Annotated in this window: 1 protein-coding gene; it reads left to right on the top strand. The window is 53.3% G+C overall.

The window, feature by feature from the left end:
* Positions 1-743: chlorophyll a/b-binding protein (locus tag D2V08_RS18160; protein ID WP_147374028.1), on the top strand; the 743-nt coding region annotated here is incomplete at its 5' end.
* Positions 744-846: the final 103 nt, after the last annotated feature.

The following is an 846-nucleotide window of genomic DNA, read 5'->3' on the forward strand; positions in this document are numbered from 1 at the left end:
TCGCTACACAAGCCTCCGTCACCATTCTCCGGCCGTCCTCGTCGAAAACCAAGTTCCTAACCGGCTCCTCCGGGAAGTTGAACCGGGAAGTGTCGGTTAGGCAGGCGGTTACATCCTACAGCTCCTTCAAGGTTGAGGCCAAGAAAGGGGAATGGCTCCCCGGTCTTCCCTCCCCTGCCTATCTTGACGGCAGCCTTGCAGGAGACAATGGATTCGACCCGTTGGGACTAGCCGAGGACCCGGAGAACCTGAAATGGTTCGTCCAGGCGGAGCTCGTGAACGGGCGGTGGGCCATGCTAGGCGTCGCCGGCATGCTGCTGCCGGAGGTCCTGACATCAATCGGACTCATCAACGTTCCGAAGTGGTACGATGCAGGAAAGGCGGAGTACTTCGCCTCATCATCGACATTGTTCGTGATCGAGTTCATCCTCTTCCACTACGTCGAGATCAGGAGGTGGCAAGACATCAAGAACCCTGGCAGTGTGAACCAGGACCCCATCTTCAAGAGCTACAGCTTACCTCCAAATGAAGTTGGCTACCCAGGGGGCATTTTCAACCCCCTCAACTTCGCCCCCACTCCGGAGGCCAAGGAGAAGGAGATTGCCAACGGGAGACTGGCAATGCTGGCATTCTTGGGATTTGTGATTCAGCACAACGTCACCGGAAAAGGCCCCTTCGACAACCTGTTGCAGCACCTGTCCGATCCATGGCACAACACCATTATTCAGACATTCAAGGGTTGATTTTGCATATACAGAATGTAATGAGAGATGATGTCTGTTTTTATGAAATCTGAAGTTTCATGTTTTGGACTTTGATTTGAGTCACTGTTCGTAAACAAATGGG

This window comes from Flagellimonas lutimaris, from assembly GCF_003581615.1.
GTDB lineage: Bacteria > Bacteroidota > Bacteroidia > Flavobacteriales > Flavobacteriaceae > Flagellimonas > Flagellimonas lutimaris.